This is a genomic window from Ralstonia flaminis (genome assembly GCF_958415495.1).
Taxonomy (GTDB): domain Bacteria; phylum Pseudomonadota; class Gammaproteobacteria; order Burkholderiales; family Burkholderiaceae; genus Ralstonia; species Ralstonia flaminis.
Window position 1 is genome coordinate 217,207 of the sequence record NZ_CATZLL010000003.1, and the last position, 16,604, is coordinate 233,810.

At 62.1% G+C, this 16,604-nt stretch carries 17 protein-coding genes; 10 read left to right on the forward strand and 7 right to left on the reverse strand.

Annotated elements, in window-relative coordinates:
* The first annotated feature begins 190 nt into the window (after positions 1 to 190).
* On the forward strand, positions 191 to 1,339 hold the full coding sequence (nadA, locus tag R2N11_RS05785; RefSeq protein ID WP_199033150.1) for a quinolinate synthase NadA: 1,149 nt from the start codon (positions 191 to 193) through the stop codon (positions 1,337 to 1,339).
* Complete coding sequence (nadC, locus tag R2N11_RS05790; protein ID WP_316680466.1) at positions 1,336 to 2,223, forward strand: carboxylating nicotinate-nucleotide diphosphorylase; 888 nt, start codon at positions 1,336 to 1,338, stop codon at positions 2,221 to 2,223. Before nadA ends, nadC begins: the two co-directional genes overlap by 4 nt.
* A 30-nt stretch (positions 2,224 to 2,253) precedes the next feature.
* Here nadC and nadB read toward each other — a convergent pair whose 3' ends face one another.
* The 4 genes from nadB to radC all read right to left on the reverse strand — a co-directional run bounded on the left by nadB (position 2,254) and on the right by radC (position 5,318).
* Positions 2,254 to 3,855: an L-aspartate oxidase gene (nadB, locus tag R2N11_RS05795; RefSeq protein WP_316680467.1), complete on the reverse strand. Its 1,602-nt coding sequence runs from the start codon at positions 3,853 to 3,855 to the stop codon at positions 2,254 to 2,256.
* Between the two features lie 189 nt (positions 3,856 to 4,044).
* On the reverse strand, positions 4,045 to 4,215 hold the full coding sequence (rpmG, locus tag R2N11_RS05800; protein ID WP_003262397.1) for a 50S ribosomal protein L33: 171 nt from the start codon (positions 4,213 to 4,215) through the stop codon (positions 4,045 to 4,047).
* 14 nt (positions 4,216 to 4,229) lie between these two features.
* Positions 4,230 to 4,463, reverse strand: coding sequence for a 50S ribosomal protein L28 (gene rpmB / locus R2N11_RS05805; RefSeq protein ID WP_004631999.1), 234 nt, complete (start codon positions 4,461 to 4,463; stop codon positions 4,230 to 4,232).
* Between the two features lie 180 nt (positions 4,464 to 4,643).
* The gene (radC, locus tag R2N11_RS05810; RefSeq protein WP_199029494.1) at positions 4,644 to 5,318 is read right to left on the reverse strand and encodes a RadC family protein; all 675 of its coding nucleotides are present in this window, start codon (positions 5,316 to 5,318) and stop codon (positions 4,644 to 4,646) included.
* 124 nt (positions 5,319 to 5,442) lie between these two features.
* Between radC and R2N11_RS05815 the strand changes: the two genes are divergently transcribed.
* From R2N11_RS05815 to R2N11_RS05845, 7 genes are all read left to right on the forward strand, one after another.
* Positions 5,443 to 5,922 carry an FKBP-type peptidyl-prolyl cis-trans isomerase gene (locus R2N11_RS05815; RefSeq protein WP_064804675.1) on the forward strand — a complete coding sequence of 160 codons (480 nt, stop codon included), beginning with the start codon at positions 5,443 to 5,445 and terminating at the stop codon, positions 5,920 to 5,922.
* Positions 5,922 to 6,896: a 4-hydroxy-3-methylbut-2-enyl diphosphate reductase gene (gene ispH, locus R2N11_RS05820; protein WP_316680469.1), complete on the forward strand. Its 975-nt coding sequence runs from the start codon at positions 5,922 to 5,924 to the stop codon at positions 6,894 to 6,896. Before R2N11_RS05815 ends, ispH begins: the two co-directional genes overlap by 1 nt.
* A 454-nt stretch (positions 6,897 to 7,350) precedes the next feature.
* Positions 7,351 to 8,559 (forward strand): branched-chain amino acid ABC transporter substrate-binding protein, encoded by a 1,209-nt coding sequence (locus tag R2N11_RS05825; RefSeq protein ID WP_199029428.1) that lies wholly within the window; start codon positions 7,351 to 7,353, stop codon positions 8,557 to 8,559.
* A 231-nt stretch (positions 8,560 to 8,790) separates the two neighbouring features.
* Positions 8,791 to 9,726: a branched-chain amino acid ABC transporter permease gene (locus tag R2N11_RS05830; RefSeq protein WP_048934552.1), complete on the forward strand. Its 936-nt coding sequence runs from the start codon at positions 8,791 to 8,793 to the stop codon at positions 9,724 to 9,726.
* 13 nt (positions 9,727 to 9,739) lie between these two features.
* Positions 9,740 to 10,876 carry an ABC transporter permease subunit gene (locus tag R2N11_RS05835; RefSeq protein ID WP_199029430.1) on the forward strand — a complete coding sequence of 379 codons (1,137 nt, stop codon included), beginning with the start codon at positions 9,740 to 9,742 and terminating at the stop codon, positions 10,874 to 10,876.
* A 13-nt stretch (positions 10,877 to 10,889) separates the two neighbouring features.
* Positions 10,890 to 11,666: an ABC transporter ATP-binding protein gene (locus R2N11_RS05840; protein ID WP_199029432.1), complete on the forward strand. Its 777-nt coding sequence runs from the start codon at positions 10,890 to 10,892 to the stop codon at positions 11,664 to 11,666.
* A gap of 16 nt (positions 11,667 to 11,682) precedes the next feature.
* Positions 11,683 to 12,399, forward strand: coding sequence for an ABC transporter ATP-binding protein (locus R2N11_RS05845; protein ID WP_199029435.1), 717 nt, complete (start codon positions 11,683 to 11,685; stop codon positions 12,397 to 12,399).
* A gap of 53 nt (positions 12,400 to 12,452) precedes the next feature.
* On the opposite strand, the gene R2N11_RS05850 is transcribed toward R2N11_RS05845, so the two are convergent.
* From R2N11_RS05850 to R2N11_RS05860, 3 genes are all read right to left on the reverse strand, one after another.
* Positions 12,453 to 12,929 (reverse strand): GNAT family N-acetyltransferase, encoded by a 477-nt coding sequence (locus R2N11_RS05850; protein ID WP_199029437.1) that lies wholly within the window; start codon positions 12,927 to 12,929, stop codon positions 12,453 to 12,455.
* Between the two features lie 91 nt (positions 12,930 to 13,020).
* On the reverse strand, positions 13,021 to 14,208 hold the full coding sequence (locus tag R2N11_RS05855; protein WP_316680471.1) for an acetylornithine transaminase: 1,188 nt from the start codon (positions 14,206 to 14,208) through the stop codon (positions 13,021 to 13,023).
* Positions 14,209 to 14,495: 287 nt separating this feature from the next.
* Positions 14,496 to 15,545: a CDP-6-deoxy-delta-3,4-glucoseen reductase gene (locus R2N11_RS05860; protein WP_199029441.1), complete on the reverse strand. Its 1,050-nt coding sequence runs from the start codon at positions 15,543 to 15,545 to the stop codon at positions 14,496 to 14,498.
* 59 nt (positions 15,546 to 15,604) lie between these two features.
* Here R2N11_RS05860 and R2N11_RS05865 point away from each other — a divergent pair, with 59 nt between their 5' ends.
* Entirely contained in the window at positions 15,605 to 16,603 is a 999-nt protein-coding gene (locus tag R2N11_RS05865; protein WP_430715415.1) for an NAD-dependent epimerase/dehydratase family protein, read from the forward strand.
* The last annotated feature ends 1 nt before the right edge of the window (position 16,604 follow it).

Genomic DNA, 16,604 nt, shown 5'->3' on the forward strand with positions numbered 1-16,604 from the left:
TTTCCTGTTTCATAGGTGAAGCCCCGCTCCACAGCGGGGCTTTTCTTTTGGGTAAACTGCGTTAAATCACACGTTTAACAGGCCGCAAAAATCGCCTACGAGAGCGCATCGCGGCACGCGTCCTCCTCACACGCCGTCCGTTTCATTGCCACGCCACCTGCGCGACACTCTGCCGGACGGGGAGACCATCATGGAAACCCACATCAAGACGGTTGAATTCGATCGCCCGGACATGCTTGCCGAGGCGCAGTCCGGTGCCAGCTGCGTCGCCCACGCCTGGGCCAAGGTACCGCCCGTGTTGTCGCGCGAGGAGCGCGATGAACTGAAGGCCCGTATCAAACGGCTGCTCAAGGAGCGCGAGGCTGTGCTGGTCGCGCATTACTACGTGGATGCCGATCTACAGGACTTGGCTGAGGAAACCGGCGGCTGCGTGTCGGATTCGCTGGAGATGGCGCGCTTTGGCCGCGACCATTCGGCCAAGACGCTGGTGGTGGCGGGTGTGCGCTTCATGGGGGAAACCGCCAAGATCCTCAGCCCGGAAAAGACCGTGCTGATGCCGGACCTGGATGCGACTTGCTCGCTGGATCTGGGTTGCCCGCCGGACGAGTTCGCCGCTTTCTGCGATGCGCATCCGGATCGCACGGTGGTTGTCTATGCGAACACAAGCGCCGCCGTGAAGGCGCGTGCGGACTGGATGGTGACATCCTCCATCGGACTGAAGATCGTGCAGCACCTGCATGAACAGGGCAAGAAGATCCTCTGGGCACCGGACCGCCATCTTGGAAATTACATCCAGCAGCAGACCGGCGCCGACATGCTGATGTGGCAGGGCTCGTGCCTGGTGCATGACGAGTTCAAGAGTGTCGAGCTGGATTTGCTGCGTGCTGAGCACCCGAACGCGAAGATCCTCGTGCACCCCGAATCGCCAGCCTCGGTGGTGGCACAGGCGGACGTGGTGGGATCGACCTCGCAGCTGATTGCGGCGGCACAGTCGCTGTCGGCCAATGAGTTTATCGTCGCGACCGACAACGGCATCCTGCACAAGATGCGCATGGCTGCGCCGGGCAAGCGCTTTATCGAAGCGCCGACCGCTGGCAACAGCGCCACCTGCAAGAGCTGCGCGCATTGCCCATGGATGGCGATGAACGCGCTTACCAATCTGGCCGAGGTGCTGGAAACTGGCCGCAACGAGATCCACGTCGATCCGGTGATCGGCAAGCAGGCCGTGGTCTGTATTGACCGCATGCTTGATTTCTCCGCGCGTGAGAAGGCCGCCGTCCGGCCGCAAGGCGATCTGGCGGCCAACGCACAGCTCTTTCAAGGAATTGGCCCAGCATGACAGCGACTCAGATGAGCGTGAACGCCGCGCAGGCGATTTTCGATAGCTTTGGCCCGGCGCTGCGTGAAGCGCTGGCTGCCAATGTGGCCGCCGCGATTGCCGAGGACGTCGGCACCGGTGACTGTACGGGCTTGCTTGTCCCAGCCGATCGCCATGCACGCGCACGCGTGATCGTGCGTGAAGACGCCGTGCTGTGCGGCACGCCTTGGTTCGACGCCTGCATGCACGCGGTGGACCCGACGCTGCGCGTGACGTGGCGGCAGCAGGAGGGCGACCGCATTGCGCCAGATTCGGTGGTGTGCGAGATCGAAGGCCCGGCGCGCTCGCTGCTGACCGCCGAGCGCCCGTCGCTGAATTTCTTGCAGTTGCTCTCCGGCGTGGCCACGGCAACGGCGCGCTATGCCGATGTCATTGCGGGTACGCGCGCTCGCGTGCTCGACACACGCAAGACGATGCCCGGTCTGCGCCTGGCGCAGAAGTACGCCGTGCGCATTGGTGGTGGCGAGAATCAGCGCCTTGCACTGTACGACGGCATCCTCATCAAGGAAAACCATATCGCTGCGGCGGGTGGCGTGACGGCGGCCTTGCGTGCGGCGCAGGCGCTGAACGCGGGCGTGTCGATTCAGGTTGAGGTGGAAACGCTTGCGCAGCTGGATGAGGCGCTGGCGGCCGGCGCCACGTCCGTACTGCTCGACAACTTCGATACGCCTGCCATGCGCGAGGCCGTGCGTGTGACGGCGGGCAGAGCGCTGCTGGAGGTATCGGGCGGTGTGAACATCGACACGATTCGCGCGTTTGCCGAGACAGGCGTGGACCGCATCTCCGTCGGCGCGCTCACGAAGGACATGCGCGCAACCGACTACTCCCTGCGTATCGTGGAATAGGCGGTCGAATAAGCCGTCGGATCAACCGGCTTAGCTTTTGCGCGCGATCTGCCGATGGGTCGGCTGCACGACCGTCGGCAGAGCCTTGGGCAGCGTTTCAGGGTAGTCGCGCGAGAAATGCAGGCCGCGGCTCTCGTGCCGTGACAGCGCGCTATCGACGATCAGCGAGGCCACCTCGACGAGGTTGCGCAGCTCCAGCAGATCGTGGCTCACACGGAAATTCTTGTAGTACTCGACAATCTCTTCGCGCAGCAGTGCAATGCGATGCTGCGCGCGTTCGAGCCGTTTGTTCGTGCGCACGATACCAACGTAGTTCCACATCATGCGGCGCAACTCGTCCCAGTTGTGTGAGACGACGACTTCTTCATCGGCATCCGTCACGCGGCTCTCATCCCACGCCGGTATTTGAATGGCAGTCGGCTTTGACTGCGGCTGGGCGAGGATGTCTTCCGCTGCGCCGCGCCCGATCACCATACATTCCAGCAGCGAATTGCTTGCCAGCCGGTTGGCGCCGTGCAGGCCGGTGTAGGCCGTCTCGCCCACTGCGTACAGGCCAGTGATGTCGGTGCGGCCGATGTGATCTGTCACCACGCCGCCGCATGTGTAGTGCGCTGCAGGCACCACCGGAATCGGCTGGCGCGTGATATCGATGCCCAACTCCAGGCAGCGTGCCAGGATCGTCGGGAAATGCTCCTTGAGGAATTCGGGGCTCTGGTGACTGATGTCCAGGTACACGCAGTCCAGACCACGCTTCTTCATCTCGAAGTCGATGGCGCGGGCAACGATGTCGCGTGGGGCCAGCTCGGCGCGTTCATCGTGCGCGGGCATGAAGCGCGTGCCATCCGGCAGGATCAGCTTGCCGCCTTCACCACGCACGGCCTCGGTAATCAGGAAGGATTTGGCAAACGGGTGGTACAGGCAGGTCGGGTGGAACTGGATGAACTCCATGTTCGCCACGCGGCAGCCCGCACGCCACGCCATGGCAATGCCGTCGCCACTGGCCGTGTCCGGGTTGGTCGTATAGAGGTAGACCTTGCCTGCACCGCCAGTGGCCATCACGTTCTGGCTGGCAGTGAGTGTCTTGACCCGGCCGCTCTTGCAGTCGAGCACGTACAGGCCATGGCAACGGGTGCCTGGCTGACCCAGCTTCGCATCGGTAATCAGGTCGATCGCGAAGTGGTCTTCCAGCAGCGTGATGTTCGGGTGATTGCGTACTTTTTCCACCAGCGTTGTCACCACGGCGTGGCCGGTGGCATCGGCTGCGTGGATGATGCGTCGATGGCGGTGGCCGCCTTCGCGCGTGAGGTGGAAGCCGAGTTCGGCTTGCTCGTCGCGCGTGAAGGGCACACCGTGTCCGATCAGCCACTCGATGGCCGATCGCCCGTTCTCGACGATGTAGCGCGTGGCCGCTTCATCGCACAAGCCGGCGCCGGCGATGAGCGTGTCGTCGACGTGCTCGTCATGGCTGTCGCCCGAGTCGAGCACCGCGGCAATGCCGCCCTGAGCCCAATCACTGGCGCCCGCCGAGAGGCTGCGTTTGCTGATGACGACCACACGGCGGTGATCGGCGAGGTGCAGGGCGACGGTCAAGCCCGCCAGGCCGCTGCCGACGACGGCAACATCGAAGTTCATGGGAGACGCGAGACGCTGGGCAGACGCGGCTGCAGACCAGGGCGAGCCCTAGCACAGTCGCGTGTCAATCGGAAAGAGAAGCAGTGTACACCGCGCCTCGCGCCAAACGACAGGCAACAAAAAACCCGCCTTGAAGCGGGTTTTTGCTGTCGGTCATGCCGACGGAAACAAGATGCGCAATCCAGAGGATTACTTGATCTTGGTTTCCTTGTAAGCGACGTGCTTGCGGGCGACGGGATCAAACTTCATGATCTCCATCTTTTCCGGCTTGGTGCGCTTGTTCTTGGTGGTCGTGTAGAAATGACCCGTACCTGCGGTCGATTCCAGCTTGATCTTGTCGCGTCCGCCTTTGCTGGCCATGATTTAACTCCTAATTAGACTTCGCCGCGTGCGCGCAGATCCACGAGCACTTCGTCGATGCCTTTTTTATCGATCAGGCGCAGACCGGCGTTCGAGACGCGCAGGCTCACCCAGCGGTTTTCGGATTCGACCCAGAAGCGGCGGTTCTGCAGGTTCGGCAGAAAACGGCGCTTGGTCTTGTTGTTTGCGTGGGAAACGTTATTGCCGACCATCGGCGCTTTCCCGGTCACTTGACAGACGCGTGCCATGGAGCACTCCTAACTAAATACGTTGGCTACAGTTTGCGACCGGGCGCTGGGACCAAAACCAAGCGCAGCGCCACTGTAGAGGTGGGACTTCAGCGAAACGCGGATTATACACATAAAACTGCTGGCAAATCAACGAGATCAGTCGATTGCCGTTGAGCAACGCGCGATGCGGCGTCTGCGCTACATCTTGCCGTGTTCCAGAAAGCCATAGACCGTGGTGCGGCCGACGATCATGTGATCCAGAACAATCACATCCAGCAGCGCCAGCGCGCGGCAAAGCTCCCGGGTCAGGACGATATCGGATTCGCTGGGCTCGGCGTGGCCGGTGGGGTGGTTGTGGGCCAGGATGACGGCTGCCGCATTGTGATGCAGGGCGCGCTTGGCGATCTCGCGGGGATAGACGCGTGCCTCGGTCAGCGTGCCACGGAAAAGCTCCTCCCACGCAATCAGCCGGTGCCGCACGTCCAGAAACAGACAGGCGAAGACTTCGTGTGGGCGGTGGCCGAGCGACAGTCGCAGGAAATCCTTCACGCTCTGTGGAGAATCGAAAGTCTGGCCGTGGGTGATGTCTTCTTTGAGTGCACGCCGGGCAACTTCCAGCAATGCATGCAATTGTGCATATTTGGCCGGCCCCATGCCGTTGATCGACGAGAACTCCTGTTGCGAGGCGTGGCACAGCCGCCCGAGCGAGCCGAAATGCACCAGCAGTTCACGCGCCAAGTCGACGGCGCTTTTGCCGGGCATGCCGACGCGCAGGAAGATGGCCAGCAGTTCCGCATCAGACAGCGCAGCGGGACCGTGAGCGAGCAGTTTTTCACGCGGCCGCTCGTGGGCGGGCCAGTCGACAATTGCCATATAGATACTGTAGGGGAGGGCGTTGATGCCCACGTGCGGCCTGTGTGGAGCAGGCGCCGCGCCAGCGACCGAGAGGAGGGCTGACGTACAATAACGGGTTACTTTTTGGTCAAGCAGGTTGAGCGTGCAAGATTTGACGAATCAGGCGTCGGCAAGCGGCGCAGGCAAGGTAGTTGGGGCGGATTCCTATTTGACGCTGCACTACCGCGTCGCTCTGGAGAACGACACGGACGTTGTCACCACCTTTGGTGACAAGCCCGCGACGCTGCTGCTCGGTCAAGGTCAATTGGCGCCGACGCTGGAGCAGGCGCTGTTCGGTATGCGCGAGGGCGAGCGCACGACGTTCCGCCTGGCGCCCGAGCATGCGTTCGGCCCGCGCAATCCTGAGCTGCTGCAGCGCGTGTCGCTGGCCACGCTGCGTGAAAATTCCTCGTTTGAAGAGGACTACCAGCCGGGTGATCTTGTCGAATTCAACGCGCCGAGCGGTGGCAAGTACGCCGGCGTGCTGAAAGAGATCGGTGAGACCTCCGCGCTGTTCGATTTCAACCACCCGCTGGCTGGGCAGACCATCCTGTTCGAAGTCCAGCTGATTGGCATTCTGTGATGAGCACCACCATGAACACCCCGGTCGACCCCGTCACCCAGATCGACGCTGAGGTTCTGCTCGCGCAGCCGCGTGGCTTCTGTGCCGGCGTGGACCGGGCCATCGAGATCGTCGAGCGCGCACTGCAACTGTTTGGCGCGCCTATCTACGTGCGCCACGAGATCGTGCACAACGCCTTTGTGGTGAGCGACCTGCGTAACAAGGGGGCGGTGTTCGTGCAGGAGCTCGACGATGTGCCGGTGGGCGGCACGGTCATCTTCAGCGCGCATGGTGTGTCCCGCGCGGTGCGCGAGGCGGCTGAGGCGCGCGGCCTGCGCGTGTTCGATGCGACCTGCCCGCTGGTGACCAAGGTGCACGTCGAGGTCTCGAAGATGCGCTCGCAGGGCTTCGAGATCATCATGATCGGCCACAAGGGGCACCCTGAAGTGGAAGGCACCATGGGCCAGGCCGACGACGGCATGTTGCTCGTCGAATCGGTGGACGACGTGGCGCATCTTGCGGTGAAGGACCCGACGCGACTGGCGTATGTCACGCAGACCACGCTGTCGGTGGACGAGACGCAGGAGATTGTGGCCGCCATCAAGGCGCGCTTCCCCGCCGTGAACGAACCCAAGAAACAGGACATCTGCTATGCCACGCAGAACCGCCAGGACGCCGTGAAGTTCATGGCGCCGCAGGTGGAGGTGGTGATCGTGGTGGGCAGCCCGAACAGTTCCAACTCGAATCGCCTGCGCGAACTGGCCGAGAAGCTCGGCGTGCCAGCCTATATGGTGGATACGCCCGAGCAGGTGAAGCCCGAATGGCTGGCCGGCAAGCGCCGCGTGGGCCTGACGGCGGGCGCGTCGGCGCCGGAAGAACTGGCGCAATCGATCGTCGATCGACTCAAGGCGCTGGGTGCGCGCACCGTGCGTCCGCTCGAGGGCATTCAAGAAAACATGTCCTTCCCCCTTCCGAGGGGACTTCAAATCAATTGAAGTCGATTATGTAAATGCCCACTTAAAAGCGCACAAAAATAGTGCGCCCTAATGCGGTGCATAAAGCGCTTTCGACATGCCGACGGCCACTTCTAACAGGAGTGGCCGTTTTGTTTTGTGCATTGCAAAAACCGATTCAACGCCTGCAAAGCCTTGATTTACCGTGCGGATCGCCCGCCAAGCCGCGTAAATACAGGGTTTCCCCTACTCTGGCATGCTTCTTGTTATGCCTATCTGCCATTCGCGAATGCCTGCGCGAAATGACGCCTGTTTGGGCATTGGGGAAAGCCCGTAAAGCGGCGTAGTTACTGTAAAAATCGTTGTTGCGACGCGTATTGCATCCGCAAAAAAAGGGGATACAATTCGCGCGTTTCAAATTGAAACAATCGGCGCAGGGGGAGCGGCCGGGAGGCAGGACGCTCTTCTTGCTCTTGCGAGATCTAGGAGATCACTCATGCAAATCAAGTTTGCCAAAGTTCTGCCGCTTGCGGCTGCCGTGGCACTCGTAGCAGCTTGCGGTAAGAACGAGGAAAAGCCCGCAGACCAAGCTGCTGCACCTGCAGCAACGTCGGCTCCGGCCGCTGCTGCTGGCGGCGGCGAGACCGTCGTCAAGATCGGTCACGCGGCTCCGCTCACGGGCGGTATTGCTCACCTTGGCAAAGACAACGAAAACGGTGCACGTCTGGCCGTTGAAGAAGCCAACAAGGAAGGCCTGACCATCGACGGCAAGAAGATCAAGCTGGAATTGGTCGGTGAAGACGATGCGGGCGACCCGAAGACTGGCACCGCCGTGGCGCAGAAGCTGGTTGACGAGCACGTTGTTGCCGTCGTTGGCCACCTGAACTCGGGCGTTTCGATTCCGGCTTCCAAGATCTACAGCGATGCAGGCATCGTGCAGATCTCTCCGTCGTCGACGAACCCCGACTACACCAAGCAAGGCTTCAAGACGACCTACCGCGTGGTTGCGACCGACGCGCAGCAAGGCCCGGCACTGGCCAACTATGCTGCCAAGACCCTGGGCGCAAAGACCGTGGCCATCGTTGATGATGCCACCGCCTACGGTAAGGGCCTGGCCGACGAGTTCGAGAAGACCGCGAAGGCTGACGGCGTGAGCGTTGTGGCACGTGAAGCCACCAACGACAAGGCCACCGACTTCAAGGCCATTCTGACCAAGATCAAGGGCAAAAAGCCGGACGTGATCATGTACGGCGGCATGGATGCCACCGGCGGTCCGTTCGCCAAGCAAGCCAAGGAACTTGGCATCACGGCCAAGATCGTTGGCGGCGATGGCGTGTGTACCGACAAGGTGGCCGAACTGGCTGGCGACGCCATCGACAACATCGTCTGCTCGGAAGCAGGCTTGGCGCTGTCGAAGATGGAAAAGGGCGCGGACTTCGACAAGAAGTACCAAGACCGTTTCCACACGCCGGTGCAGATCTACGCACCGTTCACGTATGACGCTGTCAACGTGATCATCGACGCGATGAAGCGTGCCAACTCGACCGATCCGGCCAAGATCCTGGCTGCCATGCCGGCAACCAACTACAACGGCGTGATCGGCAACATCTCGTTTGACGAGAAGGGTGACCTGAAGCAAGGCTCCATCACCCTGTACAACTACAAGGACAAGAAGAAGACCGTCCTTGATGTTGTGAAGATGTAATCAGTAATCGAAGGGCGATTCTCATTACGATTTGCCCTTAAAAACGGCACCGCGCATACCCTTGCGGTGCCGTTTTTTATAGCCTAGCCAGTCATACAAGGCCCTCACCATGGGCGCGTTCGGCAGGCCGCTTACCAGCAACCTCACCTTACCCATCCGATTGATCGCATACCTTGCGGGCGCGCCATCCCGTCGCCTACAACAAAGCAAGGCATAGCAGGAGCTGTTCTCATGGATATCTTTATCCAGCAGATCGTGAACGGTCTGGTGCTCGGCAGCATTTACGCGCTGATCGCACTTGGCTACACCATGGTCTACGGTATTCTCGGCATCATCAACTTCGCCCACGGCGATGTCCTGATGGTCGGTGCAATGTCTGCGCTGACTGCCATCAACTTCCTCCAGAAGTACTTCCCCAATCTGCCTGACTGGCTCACGCTCGTCATTGCGCTGCTGTTTGCAATGCCGGTCTGTGCCATCGTGGCGTACACCATCGAACGGGTTGCCTACCGGCCGCTGCGCAATGCGCCGCGTCTGGCGCCGCTGATCACCGCCATCGGCGTGTCGATCGTGCTGCAGACTCTGGCGATGATGATCTGGTCGCGTAACCCGCTGACCTTCCCGCAACTGCTGCCTTCGAGCCCGATCGATATCGGCTCCACGGGCGCGACCATCACCGGCAAGGAAATCGTCATCATCGTGGTGGCTATCCTGGTGATGATCGGGCTGATCCTGCTGGTCAACCGCACCAAGCTCGGCCGCGCCATGCGTGCTACCGCCGAGAACCAGCGTGTGGCAGGGCTGATGGGCGTCAATCCGAACTTCGTGATCTCCGCCACTTTCATGATCGGTGCTGCCCTGGCAGCTGTCGCAGGCGTGATGATGGCGACCAACTACGGCAACGCCCACTTCTACATGGGCTTCATCCCGGGCCTGAAGGCGTTTACCGCCGCAGTGCTGGGCGGCATCGGCAACCTGGCAGGCGCCATGGTGGGCGGCATGCTGCTGGGTCTGATCGAGGCACTGGGTGCCGGCTACATCGGGGACCTGACTGGCGGTGTGTTCGGTTCGAACTACCAGGATGTGTTCGCGTTCATCGTGCTGATTGGCGTGCTGCTGTTCCGCCCGTCCGGCATCATGGGCGAACGCGTTGCGGACCGTGCATAAGAAGGGGAGCGCCATGACAGAAACTGCAACCGAATTCAAGGCACCGAAGAAGACGCGTGCCGCGCTTTACGGCTTCCTGATCCTCGCCCTGTTCGCACCGTTCATCGTGGGTGCCGCAGGTGGTAACTACTGGGTACGCGTGCTGGACTTCGCGCTGCTGTACATCATGCTGGCCCTGGGCCTGAACATCGTGGTGGGCTTTGCCGGCCTGCTCGACCTGGGCTACATCGCGTTCTACGCGGTGGGTGCCTACATGATGGCGTTGCTGGGTTCGCCGCACCTGTCCAACCAGTTCGAGTGGATCCACCAGCTGTTCCCGAATGGGCTGCACCTTATCGTCTGGTGGGTGATACCACTGGGTGCCGGGTTGGCTGCGTTGTTCGGCATTCTGCTGGGCACGCCAGTGCTGAAGCTGCGCGGTGACTACCTCGCCATCGTGACGCTGGGCTTTGGTGAAATCATCCGGATCTTCATGAACAACCTCGACCGTCCGGTGAACATCACCAACGGTCCGAAGGGCATCAACCTGATCGAGCCAGTCAAGATCTTCGGGTTCGACTTCTCGAAGCGCCATGACTTCTTTGGCATCCGCTTCGACTCGGTCTACATGTACTACTACCTGTTCGTGTTCCTGGCCGCGATCATCATCATCGTGTGCCTGCGGTTGCAGAACTCGCGTATCGGTCGTGCATGGGTGGCGCTGCGTGAAGATGAAATCGCTGCCAAGGCGATGGGCATCAACACGCGCAACATCAAGCTGCTGGCCTTTGCCATGGGCGCGTCGTTCGGTGGTGTGTCGGGGGCGATGTTCGCGTCGTTCCAGGGCTTCGTGTCGCCGGAATCGTTCGTGCTGTGGGAGTCGATCTACATCCTGGCCATCGTGGTGCTGGGCGGCATGGGCCATATCCCGGGCGTGATCCTGGGCGGCATCCTGCTGGTGGGCTTCCAGGAGTTGCTGCGTGCGCTGGCCGAGCCGGTGCAGAACAAGCTGTTCGGCCATGTGATTGTGGAAGCGGAAGTGCTGCGTCAGTTGCTGTTCGGCCTGGCGATGGTGGTGGTGATGCTGTATCGCCCTTCGGGCCTGTGGCCCTCGCCGCGCAAGGAAGACCGTCCGCAAAAAGCGCGGGCTGGTGGACTGTCCCGTATCTGATGGAGGCACGCACATGAGCAATAACAACGTCCTCCTCTCGATCCGAGGAGTGCAGAAGCGTTTCGGCGGCCTGCAAGCGCTGTCCGACGTGAGTCTGGAAATTCGCGAAGGCGAAATCTACGGTCTGATCGGCCCGAACGGTGCCGGCAAGACCACGTTCTTCAACGTCATTACGGGTCTGTACACGCCGGATGCCGGCGAGTTCGTGCTGGGCGGTGTGCCGTATCAGCCGACCGCTGTGCACGAGGTGGCCAAAGCCGGTATCGCCCGCACGTTCCAGAACATTCGTTTGTTTGGCGACATGACCGCGGCGGAAAACGTCATGGTCGGCCGTCACGTGCGCACCAAGGCCGGCCTGATCGGCGCGGTGTTCCGCACCAAGGCGGCCCGCGAAGAGGAAAAATCGATCGAAGACTGGGCTTACGACCTGCTGGAGTACGTCGGCATCGGCAAGTACGCCAACTACACGGCGCGCAACCTGTCGTACGGTCACCAGCGTCGTCTGGAGATCGCGCGCGCCCTGGCCACGCAGCCCAAGCTGTTGGCCCTGGACGAACCGGCTGCCGGCATGAACGCCACGGAAAAGGTCGAGCTCCGCGGCTTGCTCGACAAGATCCGTTCCGACGGCAAGACCATCCTGCTGATCGAACACGACGTGAAGCTGGTGATGGGCCTGTGCAACCGCCTGACCGTGCTGGACTACGGCAAGGTGATCGCGCAAGGCCTGCCGCACGAAGTGCAGAGCAACCCGGCCGTGATCGAGGCCTACCTCGGCGCATCGACGCATTGATGCGGAGGAACGGAATATGAAACCAGTAATGTTGAAGATCGACGGCCTGAAGGTTGCCTACGGCGGCATCCAGGCGGTCAAGGGCGTGGATCTGGAGATTCGCGAAGGTGAGCTGGTCACGCTGATCGGTGCCAACGGCGCCGGCAAGACGACCACCATGAAGGCCATCACCGGGCTGCAGGGCTGGGCTGCGGGTGACGTGCAGTATCTGGGCAAGTCCATCAAGGGCGTGCCGAGCTACAACCTGCTCAAGCAGGGCTTGGCGATGGTGCCGGAAGGCCGCGGCGTGTTCGCGCGCATGACCATCGTCGAGAACCTGCAGATGGGTGCCTTCACGCGCAACGACGAGGCGCAGATCAAGGCCGACATCGACCGCATGTTCGGCATCTTCCCGCGCCTGAAAGAGCGTGCAAACCAGCTGGCCGGCACAATGTCGGGCGGCGAGCAGCAGATGCTGGCCATGGCGCGTGCGCTGATGAGCCAACCGAAGCTGCTGCTGCTGGACGAACCGTCGATGGGTCTCTCGCCGATCATGGTGGAGAAGATCTTCGAGGTCGTGCGCGACATCTCGGCGCAAGGCGTAACCGTGCTGCTCGTCGAGCAGAACGCGCGCCTGGCGCTGCAGGCGGCGCACCGCGGCTACGTGATGGACTCCGGTCTCATCACCATGAGCGGCGATGCCAAGCTGATGTTGGACGATCCGAAGGTGCGTGCTGCCTATCTGGGCGAATAAGCATCAAGCGTCATGAAAAGAGCCCCGCACTTGCGGGGCTTTTTCTTTGTGCGTCAGGCAGATGTTGCTGTGTAGATATTTGGCCGGTGCAGTTGCATGAAGCCAATGCCCCCAGGCACATCGGTAAAGCCATGCTTGCGATAGAGCCAGTCCGCACCCGTGGTGACCAGCACCGTGCGGCGCAGACTCTGCAGTTCGGGGTGCTCGCGTAGGAAATCCATCAGCGCGTGCGAGACACCCTTGCCGCGCCACTCAGGCAGTACAAACACGTCGCACAGATAGGCGAATGTCGCGCGGTCGGTGATAGCACGTGCAAAGCCCACGAGGTCGCCGTGCAAGCCGTCATCGCTTTGCTGATAGGCGGCGAAGCACAGCGAATTGGCGATCGATCGGTCGAACACGGCGCGCGGCAGGCCGCGGGCCCAATGCGTTTCCTGCGAGAGGAAATCGTAGATCTGGTCCAGCGGGAGCCACGCGGAATCGTCAGACAAAACGATCCCCGTGGCCGGAACAGCAAGCGTCACGGCCATGGCAAACCTCGAATTGGCGAAATGGAAACTGCGGTGGTGAAGCGATGCAGGGCGACGCATTGCGCGCCGCCCCAGGGTGAAGCGTTTCGCTTTAGGCGTGTGCCTTGAGCAGCGTACGGAGCATGCCGATCATCGTGTCGATTTCTTCGGTCGTCACGTTCAGTGCGGGCATGAAACGCAGGATGTTGGGACGCGGTGCGTTCAGCAGCAGGCCCGTCGGGTTCATCTCACGCGCGGCTTCGACCAGTTGGCCGCCGATGTCCTTGCCGAGCAGCAGGGCGCGCAGCAGGCCTTCACCACGCTCACCGGCCAGGCCGAACTCTTCCGACAGTTGCAGCAATTGCTTGCGCAGGTAGGCGCCGCGTTCCTGCACGCCTGCCAGGAAGCCCGGGGCCAGCAACTGCTCGATTACCGAGCAACCGACGGCGGTCATCAACGGGTTGCCGTTGTAGGTCCCGCCCTGGTCGCCAGCTTCGAAGCTCGCCACTTCATCCGTGCACAGCAGGGCCGACAGCGGCACGCCGCCACCGATGCCCTTGCCCAGCGTCATGATGTCGGGCTCGATGTTCGAGAGCTGGTAGGCGAAGAGGGTGCCGCAACGTCCGCAGCCGGCCTGCACTTCATCGACGATCAGCAGGATCTTGTGCTTCTTGGTCAGCGCACGCAGTTGCTGCATGAATTCCGGCGTGGCAGGCAGCACGCCGCCTTCGCCCTGCACGGGCTCCAACATCACGCCGACGGTCTCGTCGGTGATCAGCGCTTCCACCGACGCGATGTCGTTCAGGATGGCCTTCGGGAAGCCCGGCACCTGCGGCGCGAAGATGGTGTCCCAGCCGGCCTTGCCCGATGCGCTCATGGTGGCGAGCGTGCGGCCGTGGAAGCTGTGGTCAAAGGTAATGATCTGGAAGGCGCCGTTCTTATGCTTCTTGCCCCACTTGCGGGCGAGCTTGATGGCGCCTTCGTTGGCCTCGGCGCCGCTGTTGGCGAAGAACACCTTGTCGAAGCAGCTGTGCGCGGTCAGCAGGTCGGCCAGCTTGGCCATGGGCTCGTTGTAGAAGGCCGGGCTCGGGTTGATGAGCTTCTTGGCCTGGGCGTTGAGCGCTTCGATCATGCCGTCGTTGGAGTGGCCGAGGCAGTTGACGGCCCAGCCCTGCATGAAGTCCAGGTATCGCTTGCCGTTGTGATCCGTCAGCCACGAGCCCTTGCCTTCGGTGAAGACGATCTCGGGCCGGTTGGTGATGTACATCAGGGACTGGACAGGGTAGTCAGCAAACGCCATGGCAAAGCTCCAGAAAAAGGCGGCAGGAAGATGAAAAAATTGAAAAGCGCTGATTGGAAAAAGACAAAGGCCACGGGGGGTGCCCCGTGGCCTTGTGATCGTCGAATCCTGTGAACCCGATATGCAATCAGCAGACAGCCGCGCGGCTTCCCGGAGGGAGCAACGTACGGCGGCGTCGGAGGTGCAGGGCTTGGTTCATAAGGCGCAAGAATAAGACGGATGCCAAGTCAAGTCAAAACGAAATTTCGACGTTCTTTGGATTTGTGCAACGGTAGGTAAGTCGATTGTCAGCCGGCCGGATGCAGGTCCGCCTCCGAGGTGAACGAGTCGGCGAAGAACGCATCCGGGTGCATTTGGCACTGGGCGGCAAAGTCCGTGCGGGCCGAGTTGATCACCACCGGCGCGCCGCAAGCGTACACCTCGTGGTTCGACAGATCGGGGTGATCGGCCATCACGGCCTGGTGGACGAAGCCTGTGCGGCCGGTCCAGGCGTCTTCGGGCAAGGCGTTGGAGACGACCGGCACGTACGTGAATCCAGGGATCGTGCGCGCCCATTCTTCCGCCTTGGCGTGCATGTACAGGTCTTGCGGGCGGCGGCCGCCCCAGTACAACGTCATCGGGCGCTTGCTGCCGATGAATTGCGCATGCTCGACGATGGCCTTGATGGGCGCGAAACCCGTGCCCGAGGCCAGCAGGATGATCGGCTTGTCGGACTCTTCACGCAGGAAGAAGCTGCCCAGCGGCCCTTCGAAGCGCAGGATGTCGCGTTCTTTCATGGCCGGGGCGCCCTCCTTGGCACCGAACACGTAGTCGGTGAAGGCGCCGCCCGGCATGTGGCGGATGTGCAGCTCGATCGGGCCCTCTTCGTGCGGCGGGTTGGCGATCGAGTAGCTGCGGCGCTTGCCGTCGCGCAGGAGGAATTCCACGTACTGCCCGGCCAGAAATTGCATACGCTCGGTGGCTGGCAGTTGCAGTTTGACGATGGTGACGTCCGGTGCAGCCTTTTCCAGCGAGGCCACGCGGCAGGGGATCTTCTTGATGGGCACATCGCCGGCGCCATGCACTTCGCGCACTTCAATGGTGACGTCAGTTGCGGGCGTGGCACAGCAGAACAGCGCGCGGCCTTCGGTGGCTTCCTGGGCGGAGAGCGCGTTGGGCGAGTGGTTGCCCTGCACGATGGAGCCCTCGCGGACATGGCCCTTGCACGAGCCGCACGCGCCGTTTTTGCAGCCGTACGGCAGGCCGATGCCCTGGCGCAGCGCCGCTGCAAGGATGGTCTCGCCGTCTTCGGCCTGGAACTGGCGGCCGCTGGGCAGCACGTTGATCTGATAAGCCATACTACAATCCGAATATGTTGAAAAGAGTGTCTGGTCGCCTTACTGCGGCACGTCCAATCATGACCCCGGCAAGAGCCCGGTCACCGAAATCCATGTCCCGCCTGGGGGCACCAAGCGTGCTGATCGTCGGCTGCGGTGATGTCGGCCAGCGTTGCCTGACGATGCTGCGCAAGCGCTTTCGCGTCTTTGCCGTCACCTCGCGCCAAGAAGGTCGTACACCACTGCGCGAGGCCGGCGCCGTGCCGGTCCTGGCCAACCTGGACGATGCCGCATCGCTGCGCCGCCTGCGGGGCTTGAGCCCGCGCGTGCTGCACTTGGCGCCGCCGCCGTCCACCGGCAATGACGACCCGCGTACCGCCGCACTGGTGCACGCGTTGGCCCGTCCGGGCCCCATGTCCCGAGGCACAAAACAACGCATTTTACCCGACCGGGCGCGTCGGTTTGGTGGCTTGACGGGCCGCTTGAAAACCCGCCTCCAGGCGCGTGCATTCGTGTACGCGAGCACCAGCGGCGTCTACGGTGATGCGGCCGGCGCATGGGTGGATGAATCCCGCCCGGTCAAGCCGACCACCGCGCGCGCCCAGCGCCGTGTGGCGGCAGAACGCCGGGTGCGCTGGTTTGGCGTGGGCGGCGGCTGGCGCACGTCGATTCTTCGCATTCCCGGTATTTATGCCGCCGACCGCCTTCCGGTGGCACGTCTGCAGCGTGGCACACCTGCCTTGCGTGCAGAAGATGACGTCTACACCAACCACATCCACGCTGACGATCTGGCGCGCGCGCTGATTGCTGCACTGGTGCGCGGCCGCGCCCAGCGCGTCGTGCACGCCAGCGATGCCTCCGAGTTGCGCATGGGCGATTACTTTGATGCTGTGGCAGACGCGCGCGGCTTGCAGCGGCCGCCGCGCATCTCCAGGGCCCAAGCCGTTGCGCAGATCGAGCCGTCGCTACTGTCCTTCATGAGCGAGTCGCGCCGATTGCGCAATGCACGGCTGATGCGCGAGCTGCGTGTGACGCTGCGCTATCCGACCGTGGCCGACTTCCTGCAAGCTGAGGCCTGAC